This window comes from Bifidobacterium boum, from assembly GCF_000741535.1.
Classification (GTDB): Bacteria; Actinomycetota; Actinomycetes; order Actinomycetales; family Bifidobacteriaceae; genus Bifidobacterium; species Bifidobacterium boum.
On sequence record NZ_JGYQ01000016.1, the window covers coordinates 464,001 to 487,862 of the forward strand.

16 protein-coding genes, 1 tRNA gene and 2 pseudogenes are annotated in these 23,862 nt (G+C 61.2%); 3 read left to right on the top strand and 16 right to left on the bottom strand.

The genetic code is table 11. The annotated features are described in order from the left end of the window. The first annotated feature begins 96 nt into the window (after positions 1-96). Together BBOU_RS07820 and BBOU_RS07825 are read left to right on the top strand one after the other, a co-directional pair. Entirely contained in the window at positions 97-2,298 is a 2,202-nt protein-coding gene (locus BBOU_RS07820) for a DUF6020 family protein (RefSeq protein WP_238552155.1), read from the top strand. A gap of 10 nt (positions 2,299-2,308) precedes the next feature. After that, positions 2,309-3,292 (top strand): PucR family transcriptional regulator, encoded by a 984-nt coding sequence (locus BBOU_RS07825; RefSeq protein ID WP_051616831.1) that lies wholly within the window; start codon positions 2,309-2,311, stop codon positions 3,290-3,292. 756 nt (positions 3,293-4,048) lie between these two features. On the opposite strand, the gene rplA is transcribed toward BBOU_RS07825, so the two are convergent. The 12 genes and pseudogenes from rplA to dapE form a co-directional block, all read right to left on the bottom strand. Beyond that, complete coding sequence (gene rplA / locus BBOU_RS07830; RefSeq protein ID WP_026503161.1) at positions 4,049-4,744, bottom strand: 50S ribosomal protein L1; 696 nt, start codon at positions 4,742-4,744, stop codon at positions 4,049-4,051. Positions 4,745-4,758: 14 nt separating this feature from the next. Then, entirely contained in the window at positions 4,759-5,190 is a 432-nt protein-coding gene (gene rplK, locus BBOU_RS07835) for a 50S ribosomal protein L11 (protein WP_026503162.1), read from the bottom strand. A gap of 259 nt (positions 5,191-5,449) precedes the next feature. Then, a pseudogene (nusG, locus tag BBOU_RS07840) lies at positions 5,450-6,073 on the bottom strand (transcription termination/antitermination protein NusG); the annotation flags it as partial. 272 nt (positions 6,074-6,345) lie between these two features. After that, positions 6,346-6,570: a preprotein translocase subunit SecE gene (gene secE, locus BBOU_RS07845; protein ID WP_026503164.1), complete on the bottom strand. Its 225-nt coding sequence runs from the start codon at positions 6,568-6,570 to the stop codon at positions 6,346-6,348. Positions 6,571-6,608: 38 nt separating this feature from the next. Then, positions 6,609-6,684, bottom strand: a tRNA-Trp gene (locus BBOU_RS07850). A gap of 266 nt (positions 6,685-6,950) precedes the next feature. Further along, a complete protein-coding gene (locus tag BBOU_RS07855; RefSeq protein ID WP_026503165.1) occupies positions 6,951-8,156 on the bottom strand; it encodes a pyridoxal phosphate-dependent aminotransferase in 1,206 nt (401 codons plus the stop codon). A 58-nt stretch (positions 8,157-8,214) separates the two neighbouring features. Beyond that, on the bottom strand, positions 8,215-9,348 hold the full coding sequence (gene proB, locus BBOU_RS07860) for a glutamate 5-kinase (RefSeq protein WP_026503166.1): 1,134 nt from the start codon (positions 9,346-9,348) through the stop codon (positions 8,215-8,217). Then, positions 9,348-11,063 (bottom strand): GTPase ObgE, encoded by a 1,716-nt coding sequence (gene obgE / locus BBOU_RS07865; RefSeq protein ID WP_026503167.1) that lies wholly within the window; start codon positions 11,061-11,063, stop codon positions 9,348-9,350. Before obgE ends, proB begins: the two co-directional genes overlap by 1 nt. A 182-nt stretch (positions 11,064-11,245) precedes the next feature. After that, complete coding sequence (gene rpmA, locus BBOU_RS07870) at positions 11,246-11,497, bottom strand: 50S ribosomal protein L27 (protein ID WP_026503168.1); 252 nt, start codon at positions 11,495-11,497, stop codon at positions 11,246-11,248. A gap of 30 nt (positions 11,498-11,527) precedes the next feature. Beyond that, positions 11,528-11,836 carry a 50S ribosomal protein L21 gene (gene rplU / locus BBOU_RS07875; protein ID WP_015451052.1) on the bottom strand — a complete coding sequence of 103 codons (309 nt, stop codon included), beginning with the start codon at positions 11,834-11,836 and terminating at the stop codon, positions 11,528-11,530. 161 nt (positions 11,837-11,997) lie between these two features. Beyond that, positions 11,998-14,925: an Rne/Rng family ribonuclease gene (locus tag BBOU_RS07880; RefSeq protein WP_026503169.1), complete on the bottom strand. Its 2,928-nt coding sequence runs from the start codon at positions 14,923-14,925 to the stop codon at positions 11,998-12,000. Between the two features lie 301 nt (positions 14,926-15,226). Next, a complete protein-coding gene (dapE, locus tag BBOU_RS07885) occupies positions 15,227-16,384 on the bottom strand; it encodes a succinyl-diaminopimelate desuccinylase (RefSeq protein ID WP_051616841.1) in 1,158 nt (385 codons plus the stop codon). Between the two features lie 428 nt (positions 16,385-16,812). On the opposite strand from dapE, the gene BBOU_RS07890 reads away from it, so the two are divergent. Beyond that, positions 16,813-17,757 (top strand): AEC family transporter, encoded by a 945-nt coding sequence (locus tag BBOU_RS07890; protein WP_026503171.1) that lies wholly within the window; start codon positions 16,813-16,815, stop codon positions 17,755-17,757. A 234-nt stretch (positions 17,758-17,991) separates the two neighbouring features. Here BBOU_RS07890 and BBOU_RS07895 read toward each other — a convergent pair. The 4 genes and pseudogenes from BBOU_RS07895 to BBOU_RS07910 form a co-directional block, all read right to left on the bottom strand. Further along, positions 17,992-19,467 (bottom strand): annotated as a pseudogene (locus BBOU_RS07895) (Maf family protein). A 76-nt stretch (positions 19,468-19,543) separates the two neighbouring features. Next, a complete protein-coding gene (gene thrB, locus BBOU_RS07900) occupies positions 19,544-20,542 on the bottom strand; it encodes a homoserine kinase (RefSeq protein ID WP_026503173.1) in 999 nt (332 codons plus the stop codon). Positions 20,543-20,693: 151 nt separating this feature from the next. Further along, positions 20,694-22,001: a homoserine dehydrogenase gene (locus BBOU_RS07905; protein WP_026503174.1), complete on the bottom strand. Its 1,308-nt coding sequence runs from the start codon at positions 21,999-22,001 to the stop codon at positions 20,694-20,696. 238 nt (positions 22,002-22,239) lie between these two features. Next, positions 22,240-23,862, bottom strand: coding sequence for a diaminopimelate decarboxylase family protein (locus BBOU_RS07910; RefSeq protein ID WP_051616832.1), 1,623 nt, complete (start codon positions 23,860-23,862; stop codon positions 22,240-22,242).

Consider the following 23,862-nt stretch of genomic DNA (forward strand, 5'->3'; position numbering starts at 1 on the left):
CTCACACAACAGCACCCAGCCCCAGCCCCAGCCAAGTCCTCCCCCACCGTCGAACCACTCCGGACGACTCCTTGCATCAGACTACAATGCTCAAGCATGACTGAAGCCACGCGAACCACGACAAACCAGACCACGCCGCACGCGCAGCCCGACCAGTCGGTTTCGCCCAGCATCGCGCACGGCAACAGCCGTACCCATTCATCTCGCTCATCCCGCGGCGCCCAGCATCGACACCTGGAACGCGTCGGGCATATCGCCCGATTGGCGCTCGCCGTACTCGCCGTGCTGTGGTTGAGTTTTTGCACAGCAGTCGGCCCATGCTACTGGTTCGGCGGCGGTATCGCCGACTGGAAGGGCACCAACACCCTGTTTTTCCTCGTCGCCGCAGGCATCTACACACTGATTCTGCTGGCCTTGGTCCGCGTGGGAGGCGGGTTGCCGCCACTGCCGCCGGCAATACACACCCCATTGCGCCGTATCGCAACTGCGCTCCGTACTCTCGGCTCACGCCGCCGGTTCCAACGTCTAGGCACCCTGCTGCGGGCGATGGCGCGCGGCTGGCACCGTTTCGCATCAACCCGTGTCGCCACAATCGTCGCACGTGGTTGGCGTACTATACGTATAGCCGCCCCGCGCATCATCATGCGATGCACGAGCAGTTGGCTTGGTTTGGCGCTGATCCTGTTCATCGGATGGCTATGGGTGCCGACCACCCTGTTGTCCGCGTTCGGCGCGGATATCCGCTCGCAGACCCGCGAATTCAGTTGGGCGTGGAACCAGTGGACCGGCTTGCAACAGCCGTACACTGGGTTCTTCGCTTTCGTCCCGATGGATATCTACCCGACCGCGCACTACCTGTGGCCGCAAAACCCGACGTATCTGACCGACCAGCATAATCTCGTACTCACCGTGGTCTATGGGGCGGTCGCCGCCGCGTCACGCTATTTCACCGGTTCGAATGACGCCGGCTATGTGCTGCTGTCCGCACTCCAGTTCCTGTTCGCCGTATTCTGCTGTGCGGCGACCATGCATCGTTTCTTCAACCTGCCGTGGATTGCGGATGATACCAAGGCTGACATACCACCAAGCGAGCCTGACAGCACTGCGCAAGACTATCCACATGCCGCCACGCGTGCCGGCGTATGGCCCCGCGTACTGACCATCCTGTTCTTCCTGGTGTGCCCGATTCCGGTGTTCGCCACCATCAGCCTGACCAAATCACCATTGTTCGCGTTCGCGTTCGTCTGGTGGTTCGGCATCGTCTACCAGCTGCATATGACCCGCGCCACGCAGGATGGGAAACCCCGGCGGCTGCCGCGCAACACGTTCATCGCCGGTATCGTCAGCGCCTGCGTTATGCTGATCAGCGCGAAATACGCGTGGTATATTCTGCTCGCGCAGACCATCATCATGCTTGTCGCCGATCGCAAACGGTGGAAAACCTATATCGCCATCCTGCTGCTGCCAGCCGTGATTATGCATGGCGGACTGATGATGCTAGTCGCTTCCGGCAGCGTCATCAACGGTGATCCGATTGAGAGCCGCGGCATCCAATTGCAGCAGATCGCGCGTGTCGCCAAACTCAATCCGACCGGCATCCCCAAGGACGCGGCGGCCAAACTCGCCCCGATTTTCAATCTCGACCAAATGGGGGAATCCTACTTCCAGCAGGACGCCGACCCGGTGAAATCCTCAGGTATCCAATCCAAAAAAGTCAGTTACAAGTGGAGGTCGGTCACCAAAGAGGATATGGCTGATTTCAACAGCGCATGGTGGCAGATTGTACGAGCCAATCCCGTCATCGCGTTGGACGCGTTCCTTGCCGAATGTTTCGGGTATTTCGACGTTGCGGACCTGCCTTACGTGTCCATGGACTATTACGTGACCAGCGACTATGTGGACAATACCGCGTGGATCGGGAAATGGCAGCAGCAATGGCGGCATGACATCGCAAAATTCGCCCGCGATTGGAGCAACATCCCCGTACTCGGATGGGTTACGCACGGCAATTTCTATGTCATTGTCACCTTGCTTATCGGCGCGGCTGAAGTCCTGCGCCGGCGGTGGCGCACGCTCGCCTGGCATATGCCGCTGCTGCTGCTCATGGGCGTGATGGTCACCTCGCCGGCCAATAATTTCGAACGCCATATGCTGCCGGTCACCTTCGTGTTCTGCTTCCTGCTGCTGACCTACTGGCGTGAATCACGCCGCGTCGGCGGCACCGCTGTCGAGCAGGAGTCCAGACACGCCACCACTGGCGGTGAACCTGCCCGTGACACGGTGAAGGCACGGAACTAGGCTGGACCCCATGGTCTCATCTTCCGTACATGCCGGTTCGGGCGGCGAACGCAAGGATCTGCTCGACCTGCTTATGGTACGGCTCGCCGCTATGCTCGGCGATGACGTGCTTGACCGCGCCCATACCGCAGCGGCAGGCCGGTCTGCATCCAATACCGTGGCCGATACGGCCGACGCTCACAAGGATTCGCCACACACGCTGTCCCCCGGCCCTACTGACGCGCGGACACTGCTCGAATCCATCGTATTCGCCTGTCTGGCTGAAGGTATCGACGACGAGCGGATCGTGTCCCTGATGCATCTGCTCGGCTGGCCGGGCAGTTTCATATGCTGCAGTATCGCCGGCACACCCGCGCAGCATGACGTGTCCGTATGTGCGGCATCCATCCGTACGTCGCTTCCCGCCCGTCAGGACGGCACGCCACAGGATTGCCTTATCGGCGAGCATGACGGGCATCTTATTGCCCTTGTACGAGTGGACGACGAGACAAGTCCCGACCAGGTTGCCGGTATTGCGAAAACTTGTTTTGACCCGGCTGAACCCATTTGTCTTGGCCCTACGCGGCAGAACGCATCCGGCGCATCACACGCCATCCAGGCCGTCATCAATGCGCTGTTCGCCATGCGTGCATGCACGCGGGACGTACCGCAGCCGATGCGCACTGAGGATCTGCTGCCGGAGCGGGCGCTAATGGGTGATGAGGATGCGCGCGATGAGCTGATCGGATCGATTTATGAGGCTCTGAAAGGTGACAATCCGGATGACCCCACCCTGCTCACCGTCAGTATTTTCCTTGATTCCGGCGCTTCGCTTGACGCGACCGCGCGAGCCTTGAGCGTGCATCCCAACACTGTGCGCTACCGACTCAAACGCGCCACGGAAATCTGCGGCTGGGACGCGACCGACACGCGTGAAGCGTACATCCTGTCAACCGCGATCACGTTGGGGCGTCTGCGTGACGCGGGCATGTGGCGTGACAACGGTGAGCGGTAGGTGTGATGACGGGGGCATAGTACCACGCAGCACGGGGCAGCCTTGGGCGCCGAGGGACTTGATGCCGTAGGGGCCTGCGTCCCGATGAACTCCCGGGCAAATTCCCACAAACCGGCTATCGGCGAGAAAACTCCCGCATTGCCATGGGAGTTTTAGCGTGGATACACGAATCCAGCGGTGTTCTCCCGATATCGGTTTCCGGGGGCGAATTCAACAACCGCGGAATTCCAACGTTTCCGTTGGGAGATTATCCGCAGGGGCACGGAATTGCAGCGATCTCCCCCGCAGAACGCGGGAGAACAGCCACGAATCATGGAATTCGCGGAGTTCTCCCGCAGCAGTGCGGTCCGACAGACATCGCGGTGACGGATGCACCGGATTGTGCATGCCGTGGCATACACCACATGCGGAATGGACGGTTTTCGTCCCTCCGCGTGCCAGAACGTCCGTCTGGTGTATGCCCGGGCATACACCAGATGCCGGATACCGCACCGTTCCACCGAGTTCCGGCACGGTACGCCCTGCTGCGCATGTCGCAGCATACAGAACGAAACGGCACAGACAGGATGGAACAGCACTGCAGGCAACGACCAGCCCCCGCGATTCTGCCACGGGCACGTATGGCCGACCGCCAATACCCCATACTCCAAGACGCGGAGTAAAAGGGAAAGCCCCATGGACACCGGTATATGGTGCCCATGGGGCTTGTGCGTTCTCGTTCCGCCCTAGGCTCGAATTAACGGACGGAACCAGAAATCAGGCGAGCGCCGCAGTATCCAGCGGGATGCCGGGGCCCATCGTGGAGGTGATGGTCGCCTTGGTGATGTAGCGGCCCTTCACGGTGGACGGCTTGAGACGCTTGATCTCGTCGGCCACTGCCTTGAAGTTCTCGTCAAGAGCCTTCTCGTCGAAGGACATCTTGCCGATGAGGAAGGACAGGTTGCCGTGCTTGTCCACACGGAACTCGATCTTGCCGCCCTTGATATCCTTGACGGCCTTGGTGACGTCCATGGTCACGGTGCCGGTCTTCGGGTTCGGCATGAGGCCACGCGGGCCGAGGATACGGCCGAGGCGGCCGACCTTGCCCATCATGTCCGGGGTGGCCACGACGGCATCGAAATCGAGGAAGCCGTCCTGCACCTTCTGCACGAGATCGTCATCGCCGACGATGTCAGCGCCGGCCTCGGTGGCCTCGGTGGCCTTCGGGCCACGGGCGAACACGAGTACCTTGGCGGTCTTACCAGTGCCGTTCGGCAGGTTGACGACGCCACGCACCAGCTGGTCGGCCTTGCGCGGGTCCACGTTAAGACGGTACACGGCTTCGATGGTCTCATCGAAACCACGCTTCGGCATGCTCTTGAGCAGAGCGATCGCCTCAGGAGCGGTGTACAGGTTGTTGCGATCGACCTTCTCGGCCGCTTCGCGGTACTTCTTGGAGTGCTTCTTAGCCATCTGTCCTTCTCCTCTCAGTCGGTGACCGTGATGCCCATGGAACGGGCGGTACCTGCGATGATCTTCATGCCGGCCTCGACGTCGCGAGCGGACAGATCAGGCATCTTGATCTCAGCGATTTCGCGGACCTGTGCCTTGGTGACCGAACCAACCTTGTGGGTCAGCGGGTTATCGGTGCCCTTGTCGATACCGGCAGCCTTCTTCAGCAGGGCTGCGGCCGGCGGGGTCTTGAGGATGAAGGTGAAGGAACGATCTTCGTAAACGGTGATCTCGACAGGGACGACCTGGCCCATCTTGTCCTGCGTGGCCGCGTTGTAGGCCTTGCAGAAGTCCATGATGTTGACGCCATGCGAGCCCAGAGCCGGACCCAGCGGCGGGGCGGGGTTCGCCTTGCCAGCCTGGATCTGAAGCTTGATCAGCGCTGTGACTTTCTTCTTAGGAGCCATTGTCTGGTTCTTCTTTCTGTGAAGCGGTATGTACGGTCGCCGCACGCGAGGCGCGGTCTCCTCCCGCAACTGGTATTGCTGTGCTGTGCTAGCGGGTCTCCCCTCCAGACACAAACAGCACTATTATGCTCACTCGCCTCGACATCGTCAACGACGCCACGCCAGCATCAGCGGACACGGAACGGCGATGGTTGCCGTAATACGACGATGGCGGCGACACCATAAGGCATCGCCGCCATCGCTTGCACGTATACGATAATCAGCTGATCTTCTCAACCTGGCCGAAACCAAGCTCGACCGGCGTATCGCGACCGAAGATGGATACGAGCACGGTGAGCTTCTGCGTGGTCGGCTCAATGTCGGACACCACGGCCGGCATGGTCGCGAACGGGCCGTCCGTAACCGTAACCTGATCACCGATGGCGTAGGAGACTTCGAGCTTGCGCTTCTTGGCCGCGGCAGGCTTGTCACCGGCTGCCTTGAGCGCTTCGGAAGCGATCATCGGAGCCATCATCTGCACGACTTCCTGACGGGACAGCGGAGCCGGCTCCTTGGTCGGGCCGACAAAGCCGGTTACACCCTCGGTTTCGCGCACGATACGACGGGCATTCTCGTCCGGCCACATGCGAATCAGCACATAGCCCGGCACACGGACGCGGGTGATGACCTTCTTGCCCTTTTCCGTATGCTTTTCAACCTCTTCCATCGGCACTTCCACCTGGAAGATCTGGTCTTCAAGACCGAAGCTCTGCACGCGGGACTCGATATTCGTCTTCACACGCTTCTCATAGCCTGAATACGTGTGCAGGACATACCATTTGCCGTCCAAAGTGCGCAGACTCTTGGAGAATTCCTCGACAGCTTTCGTACCGGCATCTTCAGTAGGAGCCTCAGTATCAGTCTCGACAGCCCCATCCGCTTCAGCCGGGCTGTTCCCTTGCAGTGCTTCGTCCGCGGGAGCGGCGGCCGTCTTTTCAGCCTCATCAGCCTGATGATCCGCCTGAGGTGCAGGAACCTGCTGTGCGACAGGAATGTCACCGTTAGCGGCATCCTCATCGGAAACCACATCTGGCAACGAATCCAGATTCTCGAGATTTACTTCATCATCCATGCTTACTTAACCTTCGTGGCTCACTTAATCTTCGTATCAATGGATCAGCCGAAAATGAGCAGCACAAGCTTGCCCAAGCCGAAGTCCATCGCGGTGACCAGCGCCATCAGGATCAGCACGAACACGAACACCGCGAACGACCAGGAAAGCAGTTCCTTGCCCGTAGGGGTTACGACCTTGCGAAGCTCATTGAATGTCTGCTTGATGTACAAGCCAATCCGCATGAAAATATTGGGCTTGCGCGGCTTGTCGTTTCGTGCCTTGGCCATTTCCATCCTTCGCTCGGCTATTGAACATTCAAAAAAACTGGCAGGGACGGCGGGACTCGAACCCACAACCTACGGTTTTGGAGACCGTTGCGCTACCAATTGCGCCACATCCCTAGGTGAACTCTGCTCATTCTATCGAAACGACGGGACTGAGCAAAACCGCCAAGAGGCCATCTTAGCGGGTATCGTCGATTTCGTCCAATCGGGTCGCGCAACACGCGTTATATCGCGGCAAACCAGTGTGTCGCGCAGCCCGCACACCACACGGATTCGACGCCTATCGGCGCATCCGGAACGCGCGACACACCGGGGCGAACGACCGGTGCCCGGCCGCAGCCCACGCCACGGCCGGGCACCACAACCCGGTTCAGCTGACTGAATCAGCCGATCCACTCCTTGAAATACCGCATCCCTTTGGCGAGATCCTCATCCGAAAGCGCGTAGGAGAAACGCAGATATCCGGGAGCGCCGAACGCTTCGCCGGGCACCGCAGCCACATGGCCTTCGTCAAGCAGCAGCGCGGCGAATTCCTGCGACGTATGGGCGATGGACCCATTGGCACCCAACGGCTTGCCCAGCAGCTCCTCGATATTCGCGAACGCGTAGAACGCGCCGGTCGGCATCGGACAGTGCACACCCGGAATTTCGTTGAGCGCCGTGACGATGGCCTGACGACGCTTATCGAACGCTTCACGCATCGCCGCCACGGCGGACAGGTCACCCGCGACAGCGGCAAGCGCCGCACGCTGGGACACGTTCGCCACATTGGACGTCATATGGCTTTGCAGCTTGATCTGGGCTTTGGCGACCTCGGCAGGCGCAATCGTCCAGCCGACACGCCAGCCGGTCATCGCATACGTTTTGGCCACGCCGTTGAGCACCAGCAGTTGATTGCGCACTTCAGGCACTTCGGCACCGACATACGCGGTTTTCACGCCGTCATAGTTGAGATGCTCGTAAATCTCGTCGGAAACAACCCACACGTGGTGTTCCACAGCCCACTCGCCGATCGCCTTGATGGTTTCACGGCTCCAGACGGCGCCGGTCGGGTTGGACGGCGACGTGAGAATAATGGCTTTCGTGTGCTCCGTGCGTGCGGCTTCAATCTGGTCGATATCCGGTTCGAAGCCCCGGTCGGCGCCCGAAAACACCGGGACAGGCTTGCCTCCGGCGAGTTTGACCACTTCCGGGTAGCTGGTCCAGTACGGCGCGGGGATAATCACCTCATCGCCAGGGTTGAGCAGCAGCTGGAAGACCTCGTACACGGACTGCTTGCCTCCATTGGTGACCACGACTTGGTCAGGGGCAACCTCATAGCCGGAGTCACGCAGCGTCTTCTTGGCGATCGCCTCACGCAGTTCAGGCAAACCTGCCGTCGGAGTGTACCGGTGGTTCTTCGGGTCGCGGCATGCGGCCGCGGCGGCGTCAACGATGTAGTCGGGAGTGGGAAAATTCGGCTCGCCAGCGCCGTATGCCACGATGTCGACGCCCTGCGCTTTCATCGCCTTCGCCTTCGAATCGACAGCGAGGGTTGCGCTTGGGGCGACATTGTTGACGCGGTCGCTCAGCTTCTGCCAGTCAGCCATAGTCATGGGTTCTACTGTAATCGCCACGGGCGAAAAGCTTCACGGCTGCGACACGCAGTCACAGCAGGACGAGATTATCCCGATGCACGAGCGGATGCGCGTAATCATCGCCAAAGAATCGGCGCAATTGTACAGTGTTGCGGCCGAGCATTCGTGGGATTTCCTCGGAATCATATCCAGACAGGCCTTTGGCGATATGCTTGCCGGATTCGTCATCCACCCATACGGGGTCGCCGGCGGAAAATTCGCCGCGCACCTCAACCACGCCGGCGCTGAGCAGGCTGGCCTGTCCGGCGCGAATCGCCTTGGCCGCCCCCGCATCCGCAACCAGCACGCCACGCGGATGGGATGCGAACTTGATCCACAGGCGACGCGACGAGCCGCGGCGTTTGACCGGGGCGAAAGCGGTACCCACCGGATCGCCCATCAGGGCGGGGCCGGCATTCGACGCGCAGGTCAAGACGGTCGGAATGCCGGACACCGCGGCCATATGCGCGGCTTCGAGTTTGGTGATCATGCCGCCGGTGCCCACACCGGACGTGCTATCAGCGACTTTCACCTCATCCAAGGCACGCTCAACATCAGGAACGAACACGATTTTCTTGGAATCCGGATGGCTGGGAGGCGCGGTATACAGCGCATCCACATCGGTGAGCAGGACGAGCGCGTCCGCACGCACGATATTCGCCACGAGTGCGGACAGGCGGTCATTGTCTCCGAAACGGATCTCGTTATTGGCTAGCGCGTCGTTCTCATTGACGATCGGCACCACCCCCAGGTCGAGCAGACGATCCAACGTGCGTTGCGCGTTATGGTATTGCGTCACACGAATCGTATCCTCGGCGGTGATGAGAATCTGCCCCACCCGGATGCCGAAACGGCTGAACGACACCTCATAGCGGGCCATCAGCAAGCCTTGGCCGACTGAAGCGCACGCCTGCTGCGTAGCGATATCCGACGGACGCTGTTCGAAGCCGAGCGGCCCGAATCCGGCGGCGATAGCGCCCGACGACACGAGAACGATGCGGGCGCCCTGTACACGGGCACACGCCAACGCCGATACCAGCGCATCAAGCTTGGCCGGGTCAAGATGCCCGGACGGCATGGTCAACGAACTTGAACCGACTTTGACCACCACCGTCTGCGCTTGCGCAATGGCCCGCCTGACCTTCTCGTGCGTGGGCTGCGTCATCACTCGCCTGCTTCCTGACCGTTCTGCCGACCCGCCTCGTCGTCTCCCTCGCCTTGGGGAGCATCGCCGCGGCCGAACAGGCTCTGGCGATCGTGACGGTCGTCGTCCACACTCGGATCAGCCCAGTGGCCTGCTTTGCGTTCCGCCATCATGGCTTCACGCACGGCTGCGCGAGCGTCCATCATCTCATGGTATTCACGACGACGTTCAGCGTTCGTACGACGCTGGGCACGCGGGTCGTTCGCCTCAAGACGCAGATCCTTGCCGCGCGAACCCAACTGGGAGCCGTCCAGCATCTCCGCGCCAGCCGCAATGGTCGGATCCCAATCGAAGGCGACTGCCCGCTCTCCCCTACCGATGCGCACCTCGTCACCGGCATGCGCACCCTGACGGCGAAGCTCATCCTCGACACCCAGTTTGGCCAGACGGTCAGCCAAATAGCCGACAGCCTCATCATTGTCGAAGTTCGTTTGCATAACCCAACGTTCCGGCTTGGTTCCGGTGACCGTATACCACACGTCACCGTTGCGGTTCGTTTCGCGCTCGACCTTGAAATCAGGTTCGGCGGCAGCCGGGATACGCCTGCGGCCTTTACGCTCGAGCGGCTTGATGACGACGCGCTCCTCCTGCTGCTCCTGCTCGCGGCGGGCGACCTCCTTACGCATACGGGCGACTTCCTCGCCGAGCGCATACCCGAGTTCCTTGAGCCCGGCATGCGAGGCGGTGGACACTTCGAACACGCGAAGCCCCATCCGTTCGAACTCCGGGCGCACGAATTCCGCAAGCTCCTTGGCTTCCGGCACATCAACCTTGTTGAGCACGATGATGCGCGGACGTTCAGGAATCGGGATCGCACCGACCGGAAGCTCAAGCTTGTCCGCGTATTGCGCGAGCTCATGTTCAAGCGCATGATAATCGGACACCGGGTCGCGATCCGGTTCCAACGTAGCGCAGTCGATCACATGCACGATGATTTCCGTGCGTTCAATATGGCGCAGGAATTCAAGACCCAGACCCTTGCCTTGGGACGCGCCCGGAATCAGTCCCGGCACGTCGGCGATGGTGTACCGGTAGTCGCCGGCCATCACCACGCCGAGATTCGGTACGAGCGTGGTGAACGGGTAATCCGCGATCTTCGGTTTCGCGGCGCTCATCGCCGCGACCAGGCTGGATTTGCCCGCCGATGGGAAGCCCACCAACGCGACATCGGCGATGGACTTGAGTTCAAGCACGACGTCGCGCTCCTCACCCGGTTCGCCGAGCAGCGCGAACCCGGGAGCACGGCGTGTACGGTTCGCCAACGCGGCATTGCCGAGACCACCGGCACCGCCTGAAGCGGCGACATACCGGTCACCGGCGTGACGCAGATCAGCCAGCAGCTCGCCGGGACGCTTGGATTGGCCTTTGGCTCCCTTGGCGGTGAAAATCATTGTGCCCACCGGCACGGGCAGAATCAGATCCTGACCTTTGGAACCGTCTTTGGTATCGCCCAAACCCATCGTGCCGTTGCCGGCTGTACGATGCGGAATGAACCGGTAGTCCAGCAGGCTGTTCGCGTTGACGTCAGCCACAAACACCACGGAACCGCCGTCACCGCCGTTACCGCCGTTCGGACCGGCAAGCGGCTTGTACTTCTCGCGTCGGATACCGGCGGAGCCATTGCCCCCGTCACCGCCCTTGACATGGACGGTCACCCGATCAACAAAATCTGTCATAGTGTCACCTTACGTCGTCCGACCGCCGATGAACGCATAAGACGGACGGGAAATTCATGGGATAGTCAAGGATACCGCCATCGGACGATAACCTCAGGCGGCAGGCGGGCAATACGCCCGAAGCTGAGCCGGGCAATAAAAAAGCCGCGTCCGACAACGGGCGCGGCTTTCTCAAGACATCGTCAGGCGGTGACGATATCAACAACCTTGCGGTCACGACGGACACCGAACTTCACGTTGCCGTCCTTGAGCGCGAACAGGGTGTGATCCTTGCCCATGCCGACGTTCTGGCCGGGATGGAACTTGGTGCCGCGCTGGCGGACCAGGATGTTGCCGGCGAGCACGGACTCGCCGCCGAACTTCTTCACACCGAGGTATTGGGGCTGCGAATCGCGCCCGTTACGTGAGCTGGAAGCACCCTTCTTATGTGCCATGATCTAATTCCTTTCGGTCCTCAAGAACGCTCAGGCGATCTCAGTGATCTTGACGAGGCTGAGCTTCTGACGATGGCCCTTACGACGGGTCACACCAGTCTTGTTCTTGTACTTCATGATGTTGATCTTCGGGCCCTTGGCCTCGTCGTTCACGACTTCGCCCTTCACGGAGACCTTGGCAAGATCCTTGGCGGCAAGGGTGACCTTGGAGCCGTCGACTACGAGCGCGACCGGGAACTCCACGGTATCGCCCTGCTTCGCATCGAGACGGTTGACCAGGATGACGTCACCGACCTCGACCTTTTCCTGATGGCCACCGGCCTTCACAATCGCGTACATATTCCGTTCCTTATGTTGTGGAAAGCTTACTGCCCAGCACGTTCGAGCCTCCGGCCAGACACCAACTATCGAAATTACACCGACCCGCGTACATCCGTCAAGTCGGCGGACCCGCGCGTGTCCGCTCCGGACACCGGCATTCGCGGTGTCCGGAGCGGTATTCAGCGCGCTTCGTCAGCGTCGACAGATCGGCCTGCTGCATGCTCCGCATCAGAGCCAAGTCGCTCATGCGCATCCTCATCATGTGCGGCGTCTTCAACGCTTTCAGCATTATTCGCGGCAACCGCCGCGGCGGCGATCTGCGCGAGTTTGGCTTTGACCGCCGGGCTCGACCCCTTCGGCGCCTGCACTTCCGGCGTACCATGCCCATGCTTGTTGGTTTTGACGAACGGGTCGCCGCCCTTCATCGCATACGGGTCATCGTAATCGGCGGACACCGTGGGCTCATCATGGATGATGAAGCCACGGCCCTTGCAGGTGGGGCATTCCTCGGAGAACGCTTCGACAAGCCCCTGGCCGATACGCTTGCGGGTCATCTGCACCAAACCCAGCGACGTGACTTCGGCCACCTGATGCTTCGTGCGGTCACGCGCCAAGCATTCAACCAGACGGCGCAGCACCAGGTCACGGTTCGCCGGCATCACCATATCGACGTAATCGATCATGATCATGCCACCGATATCACGCAGTCGCAGCTGGCGGGCGATTTCCTCGGACGCCTCCAGATTGCACCGGGTGACCGTCTCTTCAAGGCTCTTGCCTTTACCGATGAACCGGCCGGTATTCACGTCGATCGTGGTCATCGCCTCAGTGCGGTCGATGACGATCGAACCGCCGGACGGCAAGTAGACCTGGCGTTCCATGCCCTTGCGCAGCTGGGAGTCGATCTGCCACTTGTCGAACACGTCCTTACCGCCATGCTCCTCGGGATCCCACTTGACGAGCTTGTCGCGCAGGTCCGGTGCCATGGTGTCGAGATATTCCTCGATCCGCTCGTACACGCGGTCGCCTTCGACAATCATCTGGGAGAAGTCGTCGTTGAAGATGTCACGCACCACGCGGATGGCGACATCCGGCTCGCCCTGCAGCAGTTTCGGCCGTTTGCCATGCAAGTACAGGTCGCGCTTTTCACAGATCTTGTCCCACTGGCGGCGCAACGCCTCGAGATCCTTCTCAATCGCCTCCTCGGATGCGCCTTCGGCGGCGGTACGGATAATCACGCCCATATCCTTTGGGGCGATCTTCGAAACGATGGACTTCAGGCGTGCGCGCTCACGGTCAGGCAGCTTGCGGCTGACGCCAGTCATGCCGCCGGACGGCACGAGGACGAGGAACCGGCCGGCGAGCGTGACCTGAGAGGTCAGACGGGCACCCTTATGGCCGATCGGATCCTTGGTGACCTGCACGAGCACCGGATCGCCTGACTTGAACGCCAACTCGATACGACGCGGCTGGCCTTCGAGCCTCGTGGTATCCCAGTTGACCTCGCCGGCGTACAGGACGCCGTTGCGCGGCTGGCCGATATTCACGAACGCCGCCTCCATACTCGGCAGCACGTTCTGCACGCGGCCAAGATAGATATTGCCGACGGTCGCGACCTCCTGGATATCAGACACGTAATGCTCGACCAGCACGTTGTCCTCAATCACGGAAATCTGCGTATGGTGGCCGCGTTCTCGCACCACCATCAGCCGTTCGACATGTTCACGGCGAGCAAGGAAATCCTGCTCCATGATCTGGTTCTGACGGCTACGCTCACGACGATTGTCACGACGACGCTGCTTCTTGGCTTCAAGACGCGTGGACCCCTCGACATCGGTGATTTCGTCGATGTACTGCTGTTTGCGGGAACGACGTACCGGCTCCTCGGTTTCCTCCACGCCTTTACCGGAACGACGGCGACGACGGCGACGGGTGACGGTCGTATCATCATCCTCATCGCGGTGACGACGACGCACTTCGAGAATCTGCTCGTCGTCGTCATCCGCCTCCTCGTGTGCGGCACGACGGCGACGGCGACGCGTACGAGTGGTCTCTTCCGAAGATTCATCATCATCGACGGATGCACTGTCAGCGGCACGATTACCGGACATCACCTCAGCGATCGGCGTGTAGGCGATGTCATCGTATTCAAGGTCCTCTTCAATCTGTTCGACCTCGGCGGCGGCACGACGCTCCTGTGCGTTCAAACGACGGGACCGGCGGCCGCGGCGCGGCTCATCACGCTCACGGCCGGCAGATTCCGCAGTCTCGCTGTCATGCTCCTGCGCATCATCGGAACGTCCGGCATTGCGGTCGTAGCGTTCGTCGTAGCGTTCGGCATCATCTTCGCCGCGGGAACGGGAACGACGGGAACGGGAACGACGGGAACGACGCGGCTCACGCTCGCCGGCACGGTCATCGCGGCGCTCGCCATGGTTGGCATCCGTGTCGGACGGTTCATCTTCAGGCTCGGGTTCCTTCGCGGAGCGGGTGGGCAGCACCGGCTCTTGGAACAGCAGCGAGGTCATCGGCTTGGCGCGATGGCGCGTATGGTTGTCCCCGGACATGTCCCCATGCTCGTGGGACAGCAAATCCAGCGCATCCTGGACGCGTTCTTCAGGGGTTTCCGCGTCGCCGACGCCATGATTGCGAGGGTGCGCGCCACTTGCCGCGACCGGCTCAGCCGGCTCGTCGGATACGGCGATACGAGAACGACGGCGTGTCCGCGTCGTACCGGTTGAGGATGTCTCCGTGCGCGAAGCGCGACGACGGGTACGCTGCGGCGCAGCGGATTCTTGCGTGCCGCTCGCATCAACGGTTGCGCTCACGGTATCAGGCTTGCCGACCGGTTCAAGTACGGGTGCCGGCTGCAAGACCGGCGCCTCAAACAACGGCTTGGGATGCTCTTCGACCTTCAGCGCGAGGTCAGCCCCCGCCGCACCCGCGCCGCGGACCACGCGACGACCGCCACGGCGCCGACGGACCGGAACCGTCTCAGACGCAGGCGTCGTAGCGTCTGCAGGAGCGAGATTGATCGTATTCTGCTGCTGGGATTCGCGCGATTCACCAGAATCGTTCGCGGCACCCTGTTCTTCTGTTCTGGGCACAATGCTCCTTGCGACATGCCGCAGCCATATCGCCTTTTTCCAGTCCCGCACAGTGGTCACACCGCGCTCTCACCGCGGCCGCGCACCATTCGCGCCTATACGGGGACAATGCATACAAAAGTCTCGCTGCGCGACTGCGGACACCAGCCTCGCCGCGGCCACCATAGCCGAACGTGCGAGGGGATCGACGCCGTCGAACGCTTGACGGTTGCTGCAGAACCGCCACCCTCAAGTATGACACAAAAAACCCGTGTGCGCACACAGCGGCACCAACAGGCGCCATTGCGGCCGCCAGCGGCGATTATGCCAGCCAATCCAGCAGGATGGACGCCATGCGCGTCAGCTCACTTGCCGCGACCTGCTCATCATGCTTATGGGCGAGCAGCGGACTGCCCGCACCAAGGTTGACGGCGGGGATACCGAGCTGAGCGAACCGTGCGACATCCGTCCAGCCGAGTTTCGCCTGCGGGTCGCGCCCCGTGCGATCCTTGACCAGCGCGGCAAGGGACACCGCAAGCGGCGCGTCCATCCCCGGACGTGCGCTCGGCGACTCATCTTTCATTTCAATGCCGAACCCGGCGAACATACCGCCGGTCGCCTCATGCTCGCCGTTACCGAGTTGCGCGCCCGCATCTTCACCCATCATCAAGGCCTTCGCCTGGGCGATGGTTTTGTCGGGGGCGAAACGATAGTTGACATGGACCCGGCATTCGTCGGGAATCACATTCGTGCCTTTGCCGCCGGAAATCAGGGTGGCGTTCACGCCCTCACGGTACACCAGCCCGTCCACGGTCACGTCCTGCGGCTTGTATGCGTTGAGCGCATTGAGGATCGGAGCCGCCTTGTGGATGGCGTTCGATCCCATCCATGCGCGGGCGGAGTGCGCGGCCACACCATGGGTGATCACGTCGAAACGGATCGTCCCATTGCACCCGCCTTCGATACCACAGTCGGTCGGTTCGCCGATCACCGCGAAATCGCCTCGAATCCAGTCAGGATGGCTTTCCACGACTTTGCGCAAACCGTTCTTGTCGGCGGTCACCTCCTCATGGTCGTAGAACACGTACGTCAAGTCGTATTTCGGATTCGTCACATTCGCCGCCAAATACAACAGCACCGCGTCGGACGCTTTCATATCAGTGGCGCCACGGCCCCACATCACCCGCTCCCCCGGATACGCCGCCGCGATATCCTCCCGGATCAGCGGGTCGCCCGGCTCAAGCCAGCGCGGCGGAAAATTGTCGATAACCGGAACCGTGTCCAAATGCCCGGCGAGAATCACCCGGCGTTCACGACCCAAATCAGTCGAAGCGACAACCGTGTCACCGTGCCGACGGACCGTCAGATGAGGCAGCTGATTCAGGTAGGTTTCCACCTGGTCGGTCAGCGGGCCTTCATCGTCGCTGACGGAATACTGGTTCATGATATCGGTGAAGATGCGTTCGACATCCTCACGCATCCGTTCATTATCATGCTGCTGGTGTTGTGCCGTCACTGCCATATCATCCTCCACAATCGTTGACGGGACGCCGCAATCCACGCTGCGGCCGGTGCTGTCCGCCTGTTGCGTTCCATCATCGCAGATATCGTGGATGCCGGCACGCCATATCTCAGGTTCTTTCACACAGGCCCTTTCGTCAGCCCGACCCGTATCGCCGCTTGTCATGCGGCTGACCGTGATGCGAGACCGCGGACACGCCCCGTGCGCTCACGCACGATACTGGTGAGTACAACGCCGGCCGTCATATCGTCGCCGACAGCGCATACCATGCCAAACGCATGGGCACACGTCGCAGCAAGCGGCCGACACAGCCTGCTGTGATTTCACACACGTGTTCACATTCGAGCGGTGAAGCCGCAACGGCACCAAGACGAGGAGAGGTGGGAATGCCAGGTTTACTGAGCGCCATGGAAGGATTCTGCGTGATCGGCATCGTCATCGCAGTCGGGTATGTGGCCGCCCGCATGCAGATCGGCGGGTCGAGCGCGCAAATGGTGCTCAACAGGTTCAGCTTCTTTATTTCCAGCCCTTGCCTCATGTTCGCGATTCTGTCCAAAGAGAAGATTTTCGCGATTTTCCACTCGTCGATTATCGTCGCGTTCTTCTCCGCCATGCTTGTCGGGCTGGTGTTCCTGATCCTCAACCGGCTGGTCTTCCACATGAAAGCCGCGGACGCGACCATCGGAGCGCTCAACTCGCTGTATCTCAATTCGAACAATATCGGCCTGCCGATCGCCACGTATATTCTCGGCAATCCGGCGCTTGTCGCTCCGATTCTGGTCATGCAGCAGGCGATTTTCACGCCCGTGGCGTTGACCGTGCTGGATGTGACCACCAAGGGCGAAGTATCCATGAAGCGTATCCTGTCGCAGCCGTTGCACCAGCCGCTGCTCATCGGATCGCTCGGCGGCATCATCGTTTCAGCGATCACCGCGAAAACCGGGTATTTCATCATCCCCGACTTCATTTTCGACCCGATCAACATGATCGGGCAGTCCGCGGTGCCGATGATCCTCATGGCCTTCGGCATGTCGTTGCACGGCACCAAGCCGATGCAGAACAAGAGCGACGTGCCGGCGACCGTCACCGTCGCCGTGCTCAAGAACGTCATCATGCCGGTGATCGCGTTCCTGCTGTCGTACTACGTAATGGGCTTCCGCGGCGCGACCCTGTACGCGTGCGTGGTGCTTGCCGCGTTGCCGACCGGTCAGAACGTGTACAACTATGCGGCCCGCTACAATGTGGGTCTCACCTTCGCGCGCGACGGCATTCTGCTGAGCACGCTGACCAGTCCGATATTCATCGCCATCGTCGCCGCGCTGCTGTCCTGATCCGCCCGAGTTTCCGTCCCGCGCGAAGCTGATCGTCCATTCTCACAAACCGTCTACGCTACGACCCGCATTTCCGTAACCAGTTGATGAACCACCGTCGGCACCGGCACAGTCTCAACCTTCTGCCGACGCTGAGAGCACCGTCAGCATCGGCAGAAACAGAAAACCAAACCGTCTGCCGACGCTCAGGGATGTCTCAGCGTCGGTAGAAGCAGGGGCGGGGAGGGTACGAGCTCAGCGGGCGCGGTTGGCGGCGGCGAGCCCGTGCAGACGATCGGCGAAACGCTGCCAGTCGGTGCGCATGGCAGTCAGGAGCTTACGGTTCGGCACCTCACCGACCGGCACCCATGCGATTTCCATGCTCTCATCGTCGTTCGCCCGCAAACGCACCTCATGGCCGGGCTTTTCGAACGCGAACACCGTGGTGTACGCCCACGGGCCGTGATCCTCACGGTAGGAGCCGACCACCTCGATATCCTGCGGGGTGATGTTGGCTTCCTCGAAGCTCTCGCGCAATGCCCCTTCAATCGGGGTTTCATTATCGGCGATAGCGCCACCCGGAATACCCCACGTGCCGCCTTCCGCACTCCACTGGGCGCGATGCTGCATGGCCACATGCGTGACTTCACCGTCGGCGTTCCTGCGAGCCAGCAGAATGCCGGCCGCTCCGTGCGTACCCCAATGCCGGCGTCCGCACGCGCAAGACACCCAGCCGTCACCCGGTTGGTGCACGTTCTCAAGCGGCGGGAGCACGCTGTCCGGATGCTTATCCTGCTCCTCAGGATTCGGGGCGTGCGGTTCCACATTCCACAGGTCAGTCCAGCGCATACCGAGTTTGCTGACCAGCCGGCGCAATAACGGCAGACTGATACCGATGACGCCATGCGGGTCGCCGTCGATCCGGTCGATGAACGCGCCGCCGAAACCCTCCAGCGTGAACGATCCGGCGACTTCCAGCGGCTCGCCGGTGGCGATATACCGGTCGATGTCCTCATCGGTGTACTCACCGAAATACACGATCGCACGGCTGGCATCCTGGATGGCACGCCCAGTGGCGAAATCGATGATGCAGTGGCCGGTCCACAGCTCCCCGCTGCGCCCACGCATACGGCGAAGGCGTTCCCGTGCCGTGGCTTCATCATGCGGTTTGCCATAGCATTCACCATCGAACAGGAACATCGAGTCGCAGCCGACGATCAACGGGCCGGGACCGGAACCGTTCAACCCCTAGTTGCCCTTCACCGGCTTGCCGATCGGTTCGACGCGGGTAGGCGGAGTGACACCGGAGAAATCGCGGGTGATGGCGCTTGAGACCACCGAAGCCGGTTGACCCGCGCCCACGTCAGATGAGCCGGATGCGGCAGGGGCTGCCGCAGCGTTAGCGGAGAGTTCTTCATCCGCACGACGTTGCGCACGCACCTGTTCGGATTCAAGCGGGTACGCGATCACCCGCTCGCCCCTCGCCGCTTTCGACGTGTCAGCGACCGCTCGATACGCTTCATAGACCGCGTTCGCTTTCGCATGGGCGAGAATGGCGACCCGATGGCCGACATCAAGCCGTTCGACCGGGACGCCAGCCTGTTGTGCGGCCTGTTCGAGCGCGGCAGGCTCGTCAACATGCGAAACTTTGATGGTTGGGCAAATTCCGGCGGCATACAGCACATCACGCCGCGGTCTGGACTGGGATGCCAGAATCATCGATATCGTCATAGCTTCAACCTTCCGGATTGGCATACAGGAACACCGCGGCTTGGAAACCACCGCAGGCGACCCTCAACACAGTGGTTCAGCCTCGCTCCACGGCCACGCCGGTGGTGTTGACCGTCAGATGCAGGACGCGCCAATGCCCGGACGCCAACTGCTCAGCGGCAGCGCGCTCGATGTCTTCCCGGGCGTCACCGTCATGCAACACCAGTACGCACGGGCCAGCACCGGACACCGCCGCCGCATACCCGCATTCGCGCAGCGTCTCGATAAGCTCCCACGATGGGGTCATCAAATCTTTGCGATACGGCTGATGCAGCCGATCCTGGGTGGCACAGAACAGAACGGCGTTCGCGTCAAGTCCGCCATGTAGCACGCCCGGGTTCATCGCGCCAGGCAACAAACCGACACGGGACACGTTGAAAATCGCATCATGATACGGCACCGATGCCGGCAACGCTTGGCGCGCTTTTTCCGTGGACAGCTCATAATCCGGCACGAACACGGAGGCGTGGATGCGCTCGCTGACCGGATAGTTCACGGTGTGGAATCCGCCGGACAGCGGTTCACCGCCAGATACGCGGGTCGATCCGACACCTTCCGGCGTCTGATAATCCCACGATACCGTCAAGCCGCCGTACACCGCTGGAGCGACGTTGTCCGGGTGGCCCTCAATGGTTGCCGCCAGTTCAAAAATCGCGTCACGGTTGAGTTCACCGTCATGTGCGAACGCCGCGGCGGCGGAAATGCCGGCGACGATCGCCTCAGCGGACGATCCCATACCACGCGCCTGCGGGATACGATTGTGCGCCTCAAGTGTGAACCCGAGACGGTCAAGCCCGAACGTGTTGCAGGCTTTACGGAATGTGGAGACCACCAGATTGGTTTCGTCACGCGGCAGCGTATCCTCACCTTCGCCGTCGATCAGCACGGTGACACTGTGATTGTCCGGGTCACCACTCAGCGTGAAAGTCAGCTCATCGTAATAGTCGAGCGCCAGACCGATGGTGTCAAACCCGGAGCCCAGATTCGCGCTGGTCGCGGGCACTTTCACATGGACAGACTTGGCTACGGGGTTCATTGCGGTCCTTCCACGGGCGGCATGACTGCTGCCGCCCGACGATTGTGTGACGTCGATGGTGCGACGTATTGCGTTAGGTAGTGAATGCCGGCTGACGTGGCATCACACGGTCAGCCGGCACTGGTTCTGTATGTTGACAACAACAGCGGACTCAGTCGAGCACGCGCAGGATGGACGGTTCGCCGGAAACGCATTCCAGCTTGCACACGGCGTCCACGGTCTTGCGCAATGTGACTTCATCACACAAGTGGGTGACGATACGCAACTGCTGAAGCTCACCCGAATAGCCCGGATCATGCTGGGTGGGCTGAAGATCCTGGTTCACGCCGTTGATGGAAATGCCATGATTCGCGAATTCCTCAGCGATCGAGGCGAGTACACCCGGCTTGTCGTGGATCAGGAAGCGCACGGCGAACGCGGCCTTCGACGCGTCCGCAGGAGCGAGCGGCAGTGTGTTGTACGTCTGGATACCGGTTGCGGTGGTGCCGGACACGATATTACGTGCGGCCATCACCACGTCGCCGACCACCGCGGAAGCGGTCGGAGCGCCGCCCGCACCACGGCCGTACAGCATGATGTCGTCGGCTTCCTTCGCCTTGATGAACACGGCGTTGAAGCTGCCATGCACGGAGGCGAGCGGATGATTCTCATCAATCAGCGCCGGATAGACGCGTGCAGACACGCCGGCATCAGTATGATCAACCACCGCAAGCAGCTTGATGACCTTGTGTTCGGCCGCTGCCGAAGCGATATCAGCCGCGGTGATCTTGGTGATGCCTTCAACAGACACGTCGTCAATACCAACCTGGGTGTGGAAGGCGAGCGTCGCCATAATGGCAGCCTTATTCGCCGCGTCATAGCCTTCGATATCACCGGTCGGATCCGCCTCCGCGTAGCCCTTCTCCTGGGCCTCACGCAGCGCAATATCAAAGTCCAAGCCCTTCGTGGTCATCTCGTCAAGAATGTAATTCGTCGTACCGTTGACGATACCCAGCATGCTGTTGATCTTGTCGCCGGCGAAAGATTCACGCAGCGGGCGCACGATCGGGATGGCGCCGCCGACCGCAGCCTCGAAGAAGATATCGACGCCATGCTCTTGGGCGACCTTGTAGATTTCCGGGCCATGCTTGGCGAGCAGCGCCTTATTGGCGGTGACGACCGAGGCGCCAGATTCGATGGCCTTGAGTACGAAGGTGCGCGCCGGCTCAATACCACCAATCAGCTCGATGACGATATCCGCACGAGTGCACAGTTCCGCGGTGTCGCGGGTGAGCAGAGACTGGTCGATCCACGGATCGCTGACCGGATCAAGTGTGGCGATGCCGACGATCTTATAGTCGCGGCCAATGCGGTGAACCAGCTCGTCATGCTGTTCGACCAGCAGACGCGCGGTCTGCGAGCCGACGGTTCCCGCACCAAGCAACGCAATGCGAATGGGGGCTTGATTGTCTTGTACCACAGTGGATCCTTCCCGTGAGCTCGCAGCTACTGCACCAGATGCCGGCGGGGCCGCGATGCGTCGTCATCATCCTTGCCCATGGTACCGGGACAAGCTGACGTTTTGCGGAATATGCGTGCCATGCGACCCGTCGCTCACACCGCAGCCGGATACCGTTCACGAACCGCAATTGCGACGAGGGCCGCACCGACCTCCACGGTCGATACGGCCCTCATACACTCCCGATGACGATCCAATGTCAGCCCAAATCGTAGCCGAGCAAATCATCGATAGTCTGACGACGAAGCATCACATGCGCCCCGGACGAACTGACCGCAACCACCGCAGGGAACAACGCCTGGTTGTAATTGCTGGCCATCGTACGGCCATACGCGCCCGTCACCGGGACCGCGAGAATATCACCACGCTGAAGATCAGCCGGCAACCGGCATTCATGCACGAGAATATCGCCGGACTCGCAGTGGATACCGACCACACGCGACAGCATGGTGTCGGCGCTCCCCTGACGATTCGCCAGCCGTGCCGTGTAATCCGCGTCATACAACGCCGGACGGATGTTATCGCTCATACCGCCGTCCACCGACACGTAGGTGCGCTCGCTGATCGGCGAACCGTCCTTCGCGGTGGTGCCGTCCGGCAGGCCGACATGCTTGATGGCGCCGACCCGGTACAGGGTCACGCAGGTGGGTGCGACAATCCAGCGGCCCGGTTCGAAGGAAATCACCGGCATTGGCATGCCGAGCGCACGGTTGATTGTGGTGACCGCTGAAGCTAGACGCCCCAGCTCCACATCGATGTCCATCGAGTCTTCATCCTCGGTGTACGCGACCGAGTAGCCGCCGCCCAAGTCAACTTCCGGCAGCGTGTAGGCGTCGGTCGCATAGAAGGTCTTGCGCAACAGCATCATGCGTTTGGCCGCTTCGATGAACGCGTTCGCGTCGTGGATCTGCGAGCCGATATGCGAATGGATGCCGACGAGTTCCAGATCGCCGGGATACCGGTACAGCTCCTTGAGTACGGCGAGCGCCGGGCCGCGGGCGACCAGATCCATCGCGTCAGCGAGCGCGGCGTCCTGTTTGCTGATGCCGGATGCGTCAAGGTCGTAGGGCGAGCGCATATCGTATTGCAGGTCACGCTGGCCGTTGTGTCCCACGGTATGCGTGTCTTGACGGCGTGCAGCGGGTTCGGGGGTTTGCGAAGGCTTGCTTTCCTGTGCGATCAGATCGTCGAGCACGCTGAGCGTGGACGGGTCGGTTCCTGCTGGCAGGAGCGCCATGCCGAATTTCTGGTCCTCGTGGGAGGTGGAAATGTATTCGTGGCCGCCGGCGTGAATGCCGGTGGTCACGCGTAGCATGACGCGTGCGGTTTTGCCCAGACGGTGGGCGATGCGGGCGATGCGCGCCGGTTCGTCCGGGGAATCGACCACGATTTTCGCGAAGCCTTCGCGGATGGCGAGCTCGATTTCCTCATCTGACTTGTTGTTGCCGTGCAGTACGAGGCGGCGTCCGGGAACACCTGCAGCGAGGGCGATCCGCATTTCCCCCATGGTGCAGGTGTCGACCAGCATGCCGGCTTTGGTGACCAGGCGCAGTACTTCCTTGGACATGAACGCTTTCGCGGCGAAGCTCACGTGCGTGGTGGAATTGGAGAATGCGGTGGCTGCAGCATGCAGGAAATGACGTGCACGGGTGTCGATGTCGTCGGTGTCCATCACGTACAGCGGGGAGCCGAATTCGTCGAGCAGGGATTGCGCGCTGCGGCCGTGGAAGGTCAAGGCGCCGGTGCTGTCAATCGAGCAGCCGGCCGGCCATACCTGGCTCAACGGGGTGTTGGCGGCGTTTGGTGTGCTGGTTTCGTTCAT